At 25.7% G+C, this 6,677-nt stretch carries 9 protein-coding genes; 7 read left to right on the forward strand and 2 right to left on the reverse strand.

Annotated elements, in window-relative coordinates; translation table 11 throughout:
* Nucleotide 1: 1 nt before the first annotated feature.
* From AYC60_RS04055 to AYC60_RS04070, 4 genes are all read left to right on the forward strand, one after another.
* Nucleotides 2-1,642 carry a lactose-specific PTS transporter subunit EIIC gene (locus tag AYC60_RS04055; RefSeq protein WP_067321561.1) on the forward strand — a complete coding sequence of 547 codons (1,641 nt, stop codon included), beginning with the start codon at nucleotides 2-4 and terminating at the stop codon, nucleotides 1,640-1,642.
* Between the two features lie 3 nt (nucleotides 1,643-1,645).
* A complete protein-coding gene (lacG, locus tag AYC60_RS04060) occupies nucleotides 1,646-3,052 on the forward strand; it encodes a 6-phospho-beta-galactosidase (RefSeq protein ID WP_067321564.1) in 1,407 nt (468 codons plus the stop codon).
* Between the two features lie 29 nt (nucleotides 3,053-3,081).
* Nucleotides 3,082-3,834 carry a DeoR/GlpR family DNA-binding transcription regulator gene (locus tag AYC60_RS04065; RefSeq protein WP_067321567.1) on the forward strand — a complete coding sequence of 251 codons (753 nt, stop codon included), beginning with the start codon at nucleotides 3,082-3,084 and terminating at the stop codon, nucleotides 3,832-3,834.
* A gap of 147 nt (nucleotides 3,835-3,981) precedes the next feature.
* Nucleotides 3,982-4,326, forward strand: a complete 345-nt coding sequence (locus AYC60_RS04070) for a hypothetical protein (protein WP_067321569.1) — start codon at nucleotides 3,982-3,984, stop codon at nucleotides 4,324-4,326.
* A gap of 314 nt (nucleotides 4,327-4,640) precedes the next feature.
* On the opposite strand, the gene AYC60_RS04075 is transcribed toward AYC60_RS04070, so the two are convergent.
* On the reverse strand, nucleotides 4,641-5,273 hold the full coding sequence (locus AYC60_RS04075; RefSeq protein WP_067321572.1) for a tyrosine-type recombinase/integrase: 633 nt from the start codon (nucleotides 5,271-5,273) through the stop codon (nucleotides 4,641-4,643).
* A 184-nt stretch (nucleotides 5,274-5,457) separates the two neighbouring features.
* Here AYC60_RS04075 and AYC60_RS04080 point away from each other — a divergent pair, with 184 nt between their 5' ends.
* Both AYC60_RS04080 and AYC60_RS04085 read left to right on the forward strand, forming a co-directional pair.
* On the forward strand, nucleotides 5,458-5,706 hold the full coding sequence (locus tag AYC60_RS04080; RefSeq protein WP_067321575.1) for a hypothetical protein: 249 nt from the start codon (nucleotides 5,458-5,460) through the stop codon (nucleotides 5,704-5,706).
* Nucleotides 5,707-5,735: 29 nt separating this feature from the next.
* Nucleotides 5,736-6,269 carry a two-partner secretion domain-containing protein gene (locus AYC60_RS04085; protein WP_067321582.1) on the forward strand — a complete coding sequence of 178 codons (534 nt, stop codon included), beginning with the start codon at nucleotides 5,736-5,738 and terminating at the stop codon, nucleotides 6,267-6,269.
* Here the strand turns inward: AYC60_RS04085 and AYC60_RS04090 are convergent.
* On the reverse strand, nucleotides 6,266-6,598 hold the full coding sequence (locus AYC60_RS04090) for a hypothetical protein (protein ID WP_067321584.1): 333 nt from the start codon (nucleotides 6,596-6,598) through the stop codon (nucleotides 6,266-6,268). The two genes, AYC60_RS04085 and AYC60_RS04090, sit on opposite strands and share 4 nt — an antisense overlap.
* On the opposite strand from AYC60_RS04090, the gene AYC60_RS09600 reads away from it, so the two are divergent.
* Nucleotides 6,561-6,677 (forward strand): hypothetical protein (locus AYC60_RS09600; RefSeq protein WP_414162580.1); only part of this gene is annotated, 117 nt, incomplete at its 3' end. The two genes, AYC60_RS04090 and AYC60_RS09600, sit on opposite strands and share 38 nt — an antisense overlap.

Genomic DNA, 6,677 nt, shown 5'->3' on the forward strand with positions numbered 1-6,677 from the left:
TATGGAAAAACTAATAAAACAAATAGAAAAAATGAAACCTTTTTTTGAAAAGGTATCAAGAAATATATATTTAAGAGCTATAAAAGATGGATTTATATCTGTAATGCCAGTAGTACTATTTTCAAGTTTATTCTTATTAATTGCTTTCGTTCCTAATATTTTTGGATATTTTTGGTCAGATGAAACAGTTAAAATGATAATGAAACCTTATGGATATACTATGGGTATAGTAGGACTTTTAGTTGCAGGAACAACAGCTAAGGCATTAGCTGATTCAGTTAATAGAGGACTTGATACAACAACTCAAATTAATAATATTTCAGTAATGCTTGCATCTATTTCAGGATTCTTATTATTATCTTCAGATCAAATTGAAGGTGGATTTGGATCAGGATTTTTAGGAACTACAGGACTTATAACTGGATTTTTAGTTGCGTTTTTAACTGTAAATATATATAAGTATTGTGTTAAAAACAATATTACAATAAAAATGCCAGGAGAAGTTCCACCTAACTTATCACAAACATTTAAAGATGTTATACCTTTTGCATTAACTATAATTATTGTATATGCTTTAGAAATATTAGTTAGAAAATTCTTTGGATATAATGCAGCACAAATGTTAATAGAAGGTTTAAAACCACTATTTAAAGCAGCTGATGGTTATCTTGGAATTGCAATAATATATGGTGTGATGGCTCTTTTCTGGTTTGTTGGAATACATGGACCATCTATAGTTGAACCAGCTGTTGCAGCATTAATGTATTTAAATTTAGATAATAACTTAGCACTATTTCAATCTGGAGCACATGCAAATAACCTTATAACTCCAGGATTACAAATGTTCGTAGCTACTATGGGTGGAACAGGAGCAACTTTTGTACTACCATTTATGTTCATGTGGCTTGGAAAATCTAAACAAAATAAATCAATAGGAAAAGCATCATTCCTTCCAACAGCTTTTGGAGTAAATGAACCTATATTATTTGGTGGACCTATAGTTTTAAATCCAATATTCTTTATACCTTTTGTATTTACTCCTGTATTAAATGTTTGGATATTTAAATTCTTCGTAGATGTATTTAAAATGAATTCATTTATATACTTTCTTCCTTGGACAACACCAGCACCAATAGGACTTTTATTAGGTACAGGTCTTACAAAATTAGCTTTTGTATTAGCACCTTTATTAATAGTAGTGGACGTAATAATGTATTATCCATTCTTTAAAATATATGATAATCAAATATTAGAAAATGAAAAAAATAAAACAATCGAAGAAGAAAAAGTAGAAAAAGAAACTGTAAAATCTGAAATAAATTTAGAAAAAGAAGTTAAAGTATTAGTAATTTGTGCAGGTGGTGGAACAAGTGGACTTTTAGCAAATGCTTTAAATAAAGCTGCTAAAGAATACAATAAACCAGTAGTTGCTTTTGCAACATCTTATGGAGCACATAAAGATATGATGAAAGACTATAACATGATAATTTTAGCACCACAAGTTGCATCAAATTATGAAGATATTAAAGTTGATTGTGATAGACTAGGTATAAGATTAGAAAAAACAGGAGGAATAGAATATATTTCTTTAACTAAAGATAAAGAAAAAGCTTTAAACTTTGTATTGGAGAAGGGAAATTAAAATATGAAAAAATTACCTGATGGTTTTTTATACGGTGGAGCAACTGCAGCTTATCAAGCTGAAGGTTCTACAGATGTTGATGGAAAAGGAAAAGTAGCATGGGATGAATATTTAAAAGAACAAGGAAGATTTTTAGCAGATCCAGCTAGTGATTTTTACAATAAATATCCTTTAGATTTAAAATTATGTAAAAAATTTAATGTTAATGCAATAAGAATTTCTATAGCTTGGAGTAGAATATTTCCAGAAGGTTATGGAAAGGTAAACCCTAAAGGAGTAGAATTCTATCATAAACTATTTGCAGAATGTTTAAAAAATGATGTTATTCCTTATGTTACATTACATCATTTTGATACACCTTTAGCATTACATAAAGAAGGAGATTTTTTAAATAGAGAAAATATAGAACATTTTGTAAATTATGCAGAATTTTGTTTTAAAGAATTTGAAGAAATTAAAAATTGGGTTACATTTAATGAAATATGGCCAGTATCTAGTGGACAATACTTAGTAGGTAAATTTCCACCAGCAATTAGATTTGATTATTCTAAATTAATACAATCTATGCATAATATGATGGTTGCACATTCTAAAGCATTATTAAAATTTAAAGAATTAGAATTTAAAGATAAAAAATTAGGAATAATACATTCATTAGAATTTAAATATCCATATAGAGAAGGTAATAAATTTGATGAATTTGCAGCATATAAAGATAATGTATTAGCTAATAGATTTTTATTAGAAGCTACATATAGTGGTGGATATAGCCAAGAAACTATGGATATAATAAAAGGTATATTATACAGAAATAATGGAGAAATAGAAATATTAGATGAAGATCTAAAACTTTTTGAAAAAACTAAAGAATTAAATGATTTTTTAGGAATAAATTATTATCAAAGTAATTTTGTAAAAGGTTATGAAGGAGAAAATGAAAGTTTCCATAATGGAACAGGAGATAAAGGAACTTCAGTTCATAGATTGTGTGGAGTTGGTGAATATATGTTCGATATGGATATAGAAAGAACAGATTGGGATTGGTTAATATATCCTAAAGGATTACATGATATGATAATGTATATTAAAAATGAATTTCCCCATTATAAAGAAATTTATGTTACAGAAAATGGTATGGGTTATAAAGATATATTTGAAAATGGATATATTGATGACTCTCCTAGAATAGAATATATTAAAAAACATTTAGAAGCTGTATCTGATGCTATAGAAGAAGGAGCTGTAGTAAAAGGTTATTTCCTTTGGTCTTTAATGGACGTTTTTTCTTGGTCAAATGGATATAATAAGAGATATGGACTATTTTATGTAGACTTTGAAACACAAGAAAGATATCCTAAAAAAAGTGCATATTGGTTTAAAGAAGTTGCAAGTAATGGTAATATAATATAAAAATAAAAAAAATAATACAGGTGTAAAATATGACTAAAGAACAAAGATTTAGTGAAATAATAAGAATGATAAATCAGGGTGGAATTATTAGAAATTCTGAAATAATTGAAAAATTAAAAGTTTCTGATATGACAGTCCGTAGAGATTTAACAGAACTTGAAAATATGGGATATTTAGTAAAAGTTCATGGAGGAGCTAGAGGTAAAAATGTATATAACTATAAAGAATTATCTCATGATGATAAACATACAATAAATAGTGAAGCTAAAGATGTAATTGCCCATAAAGCTTTAAATTTAATAGAAGAAGGCGACACAATATTTTTAGGACCAGGAACTACTACAGAAAAACTTGCTAGTTTAATAAATAATAAGATTATTAGAATAGTAACAAATTGTCTACCAATATTTCAATTATTGTTACCAAAAGTTTCATCAACATTTAAAGTTTATTTAGTTGCAGGGGAATATAGAGAAGTAACTAAATGCTTCTTTGGAGATCTAAGTAATATTGTTTTATCAAAGTTACATTATAGTAAAATATTTTTTTCAGCAAATGGTGTAAAAGGAGATGAAATTATGACATCTACTTTTGAAGAAACTTATACACAAAAGATAGCTATAAATAACTCAGAAAAGAAATATCTTTTAATAGATAGTTCCAAGATAGGTAAGGAAGATTTTTCAACTTTCTATAACCTTTCTAACATAGATGCAGTAATAATGGAAGAATGTGATGAAAGAAAGATAAGAATAATAAAAGAATATACAGAAGTAATATAATATTTTCTTAGAAGGGCTATGAAAAAATCAAAGGATATTTTAATAAAAATAAATAAAAAAATAATGAAATTTTAAAAATATAATAATATAATAATGATACGATGATATACTTAGCCTATAAAACAAAAGAAAAATGAGAATATAAAAATGAAAAAATTAATGGTTATACCAATGCTATTATTAGCAATGAATGGATTTGCTAATTCAACTGAAATGATGATGGAAAAGACAATGAATTTACTAAATATGGAAGACAATATGAACACTTCTGTAAAAGCAACTATAAAAGGAGATAAAGTATTTTTAAATATTGATGATAAAAAGTATGAATTAGATAGAATAAGAAGTGGTTCAGGGGAAATGTTTACTTATGGAAAAGTTAATTTAGGTATAAAGGGAAATGAAGCATATATTGAAATAGATAATAAAATTTCAAATTATGAAGTAGAAGGACAAGATACTAAAGATTATGCAAAAAGTATAAAGTATTAGTATAAAAAGATGTAGGGACTAAATATTAGTCCCTATATTAGATTTCGAGATAATAAAATGATAAAAATTAGTAGAAAAAAATTTTTAATGGATACAAACTGGCTACAAAACCCTACTTAAAGCCAATAAAACCATATATGGTGTAGGTATGGGCACCATTATTTGACTAAAAAATGACAAAATAATTAATTAATCTGCAAGTCAGTAAAAATGCTGAATTGCAGATTTTTTCTATATTAGAGTATGTTTTTGATTATCCAAACTTTTCCTAATATTTCCCAGAATTTCTAACCTTTTCTTTTTTATTGGCAACATTAATATTGTAATTTATTAACAGCATCTCTCAAATCTTTTACAGTCCAATGTGTATATACTCCATCAGTAACATTTTTTTCTTCATGACCTACAATATTCTTTATTATTGATACTTTTATTTGTAATTGTTGCATTTTAGTAATAAATGTATGTCTAATTGAATGTAGATTTCCTTTCATATTAATATCATATTCTTGTATTATTCTACTAAAAATTTTATTTAAATTACTAGTACTTGTAATATTAAATAAGTTTATATCTTTATTTTTGTATTTTTTAACTAAAGGGAATATTAAATGATGCAATGGTACTTTTCTATTCATACCAGCTATTGTTTTAGAACCAGTAATTAAATATCTTTCTTCTAAATTAATATTTTTATTTTGTACTCTTAGTAAATCAATAGATCTCATTCCTGTATAAAATAGTATTAAGAAAATTGCATATTTTTCTTCATTTGTTTCTCTATATTTATCCCATATATATCTAACGAAGTCATTTTTAAATACAACTCTGTATACTTTTCTTTTCAATTTACCATCTATATAAACACCACCTGCACGAACTACATAAGGTTTTCTTCTTTTATCTGATGTTTTAAATATAGATCCCCTACCATTAGAATTTTTCATTTAAATCACCTACTAACCTATTAATATTAGAAGATTTAAATGTTGAAATTTTTAATTTATTAAGTACTTTACGATAAATATTGATGTTTTTACTCTATATTATATATAGTGAATAAAGTGATTGGTTTTACAGGTTTTCTAAGTTATACTATTAAAAATGTTTTATAAATAATGAGGAGAGAGTATGATAATAGAAGATCAAATTCGTGATGAAGCTAAAATAATATTAGGTTTTGATGAAGTTGAAAAAAATATACAACAAGGTACAGGGCAAATAATAACTTTTAATCAATTAGGATTTAAAGGATTTTTTGTTTCTAAACCAGCAAAACAAGGATATAGAATATTTTCCATCTATTTTCAAATGTTTCCTAAAATGTATAACCTTTTCTTCTTGTTGACAAATATAAAAAAACGTGATAACATCAATTAATAAATCAAATAAAAAGGAAGGTAGTAGTTATGAAGAAGTTTTTTGGTATGATTATAGCAATATCAATTTCTCTTTTTTCATATGCAAACATAACAGTAGATGGAAAAACTAATGTATATGTAGAAAAAAGTATTAATGGTGTAGACATAATAAATATATCAACTCCTTCTCCTAAGGGGATAAGCCATTCAACCTTTAAAGAATTTAATGTAAGTGAAAAAGGTGCTGTAATAAATAATGCAAAAAATATTGCAAGAAGTAGAATTGCAGGACTAATAAATGGAAATAATAATATTAAAGACACAAGAGCAAAACTTGCCCTTCTAGATGTAACAGGATTAGAAGAAAGTAAATTAAGTGGAATACTTGAAGCATTAAGTAAAGATAAACTAGATGTAATACTTTCAAATCCTAATGGGATAACACTAGATGGTGCAAGTTTTTTAAATATACATAATATGGCTTTAAAAACATCAAAACCAATAATAGAAAATGAAGAAATAAAAGGATATAACAAACCTAAAGGAAACATAAAAAGCTTAAAAGAACTAAATACAGATTAGAATTTAGAGATAATATCTAATACCTTTAAATCAGAAGGAGATATAAAGGCCAAAGAATTAAAAGTAACAACATATGCAGGAGAAGAAGGCATAAAGCTAAGTGCCGACATAATAGGTTCTATACATGGAGATGTAGTAAAGATAGTAGCAACAAAATCAGGTATAGGAGTTAAAAGTATAACTTCAAAAGATTTAACATTAGAATCAAAAACACAAGCTAAAATAAAGGAAATAAAGACAAATAATCTAAATGTTAAGGTAGAAGAAGATTTTACAAATAGAGATAAAATAATATCAAATAATAATATAAATATATCAGCTAAAAACATAATAAATGATGGAAATGTATTAATAAGTGATAATATAAACCTAATAGCTCAAAATAATATAGATAATAAAAATGGAGCA

This window comes from Streptobacillus felis, from assembly GCF_001559775.1.
GTDB classification, from domain to species: Bacteria; Fusobacteriota; Fusobacteriia; order Fusobacteriales; family Leptotrichiaceae; genus Streptobacillus; species Streptobacillus felis.